This is a genomic window from Nguyenibacter vanlangensis, assembly GCF_013376155.1.
GTDB classification, from domain to species: Bacteria; Pseudomonadota; Alphaproteobacteria; order Acetobacterales; family Acetobacteraceae; genus Gluconacetobacter; species Gluconacetobacter vanlangensis.
On record NZ_JABXXP010000520.1, the window covers coordinates 1 to 2,042 of the forward strand.

The 2,042-nt window shown below is 70.3% G+C and carries 4 protein-coding genes; 1 reads left to right on the top strand and 3 read right to left on the bottom strand.

Annotated elements, in window-relative coordinates; translation table 11 throughout:
- Positions 1-580 (bottom strand): pantoate--beta-alanine ligase (gene panC / locus HUK84_RS16105; protein ID WP_374729377.1); only part of this gene is annotated, 580 nt, incomplete at its 3' end.
- Positions 581-765: 185 nt separating this feature from the next.
- On the opposite strand from panC, the gene HUK84_RS16110 reads away from it, so the two are divergent.
- Positions 766-915, top strand: coding sequence for a hypothetical protein (locus HUK84_RS16110; protein ID WP_176641191.1), 150 nt, complete (start codon positions 766-768; stop codon positions 913-915).
- 16 nt (positions 916-931) lie between these two features.
- Here HUK84_RS16110 and HUK84_RS16115 read toward each other — a convergent pair whose 3' ends face one another.
- Together HUK84_RS16115 and HUK84_RS16120 are read right to left on the bottom strand one after the other, a co-directional pair.
- A complete protein-coding gene (locus HUK84_RS16115) occupies positions 932-1,828 on the bottom strand; it encodes a transglutaminase family protein (protein WP_176641192.1) in 897 nt (298 codons plus the stop codon).
- On the bottom strand, positions 1,825-2,042 hold a 218-nt coding region (locus HUK84_RS16120), incomplete at its 5' end, for a hypothetical protein (protein WP_176641193.1). The genes HUK84_RS16120 and HUK84_RS16115, both read right to left, overlap by 4 nt.

Sequence of the window (2,042 nt, forward strand, 5' to 3'; positions counted from 1 at the left end):
GGTTGCGCGACGACATGGCCAGGCCGTCGGCCTCGCGCAGCGTCGGGCAGGCGACCAGGCGGATCGGGATGTCCAGGTCGGCGGCCATCCGGCGCACGACGTGGATCTGCTGAAAATCCTTCTCGCCGAAGAAGGCCATGTCGGCCTGGCTTTGCAGGAACAGCTTGCACACCACCGTCGCCACCCCGTCGAAATGGCCGGGACGGTGGGCGCCGCACAGCCCGGCCGACACGCCGGCGACCGAAACATGGGTGGCGAAGCCCGCCGGATACATCTCGGCGACCGTGGGGGCGTACAGCACATGGACCCCGGCATCGGCCAGCAGGCGCCGGTCGTCGTCCCAGGTGCGGGGATAGGTGGCCAGGTCCGACGGATTGTCGAACTGGGTGGGATTGACGAAGATCGAGACGATCACCCGGTCCGCCTGCGCCAGCGCGGCGCGCGCCAGGCTGAGATGCCCCTCGTGCAGCGCGCCCATCGTCGGGACCAGCCCCACGGTCAGGCCCTGTCGTTTCCAGTCGCGCACCGTCTGCCGCAGGGCGGCGACGGCGTCCAGGGTATGCATCGGGGGGCGCGGCATCCGTCCTGCGATCTCCTTCGGGCGTGGCGAGGTTGATTGGCCGAGATATATCTGCGTGTTTCGCGCCCAGGGGAAGGGGGAGAGGGGGAAGGGGGAGAAGGGAAGAGCGGAGCGCCGTTCCGCCGCGTCTTTCGCCCCGGATGGCTTCTCTGCTATGAACGCCTCGGTCCCGGCAGGAGGCATCGTTGATCCAGACCATCCGTTTTCTTGGGCTGACCGCCCTGCTGTTCTCGCTCGCGGCCTGCGGGGGCGGGGACGACAAGAAGCTGACCCAGAAGGAACGGTGGCAGAAGATGGGTTTCGAGGCCGGCCTGACCAAGACGGCGAGTCAGTAAGGGGCGGCCTGGCGGGTCAGGGGAGCGGGTCGGCCCATTCCTCGACCGGCACCAGGTCCACGCCGACCGTCAGCACGTCGTTGCCGCCGCCCAGGATCAGCCCATGCACCGGGCTGATATCGGCATAGTCGCGGCCCCAGCCCAGCACCACGTGTTCGTCGCGCACCACGATTCCGTTGGTGGGGTCCAGCCCGACCCAGCCATGGGCCGGGCCCAGCCAGGCTGCGACCCAGGCGTGGGACTGGTCCGCCCCCAGGCGCCGCTGCTGCCCCGGCGGGGGACGGGTGCGGATATAGCCGGACATGTAGCGGGCCGGCACGCCGAGCCAGCGCAGGGCGCTGATCATCAGATGGGTGAAGTCCTGGCACACGCCCTCGCGCCGGGCCAGGACCTGGTCGACCGGGGTGGACAGGGTGGTGACCCCGGCGCGGAAGCGGAATTCGCGATGGATCCGCCCGTTGAGGTCCAGCAGGGCCGCCAGGATCGGCCGGCCGGGCGTGAAGCATTGCGCGGCATAGCGGCCCGCATCCGGGCTGGTGGCGCACATCGGGCTGTCGAACAGGAATTCCGCCGCCGCCCATGCCGCGTCGCCGCCGGCCCTGGCGGTGGCGACGATGTCCTCCCAGGCCGGGGTGGCGGTCTCGGGCGGGGGCGGAGGGAAGGCGACGTCGACCTCGGAATCGGCCAGCACGTCGAACGTCGTGTGGGGGGCTTCGTGATACAGCCAGGTGACGCGATTGCCGAAATAATCGGCGCCATCGACCCGCCGCACCGGGGCAGGCGTGATTTCGAGCCGTGTCCAGCGCACGACCTGGCCCGGCAGGTCGCGGGGGGTGACGTGGACGATATGGGCGGCAAGGTCGACCGGGCTGCCATAGGCGTAGCGGGTCAGGTGACGGACGCGATAGATCATGATTCGTCGATGGCCCCGAGTTTGGTGCCGGGTTCGCCATCGGGTTCGCCCCTGGAGCCCGCGCGGTCGGCATAGCGGCCGCCGCCCACTGCGCGCGGCGGCGTCAGCACGACGAAGTAGCGCCGGGCGATCTGCTGCCCCAGCCAGCGCAGGGATTCGCGGATTTCGTCGATCGTCCCGGGCAGGGCGGCGGCCGCCTGGTCCTGCTGCGGGG

Coding starts and splice junctions, on each gene's coding strand:
- HUK84_RS16115 (WP_176641192.1), bottom strand. CDS start 1,828: ATGATCTATCGCGTCCGTCACCTGACCCGCTACGCCTATGGCAGCCCG.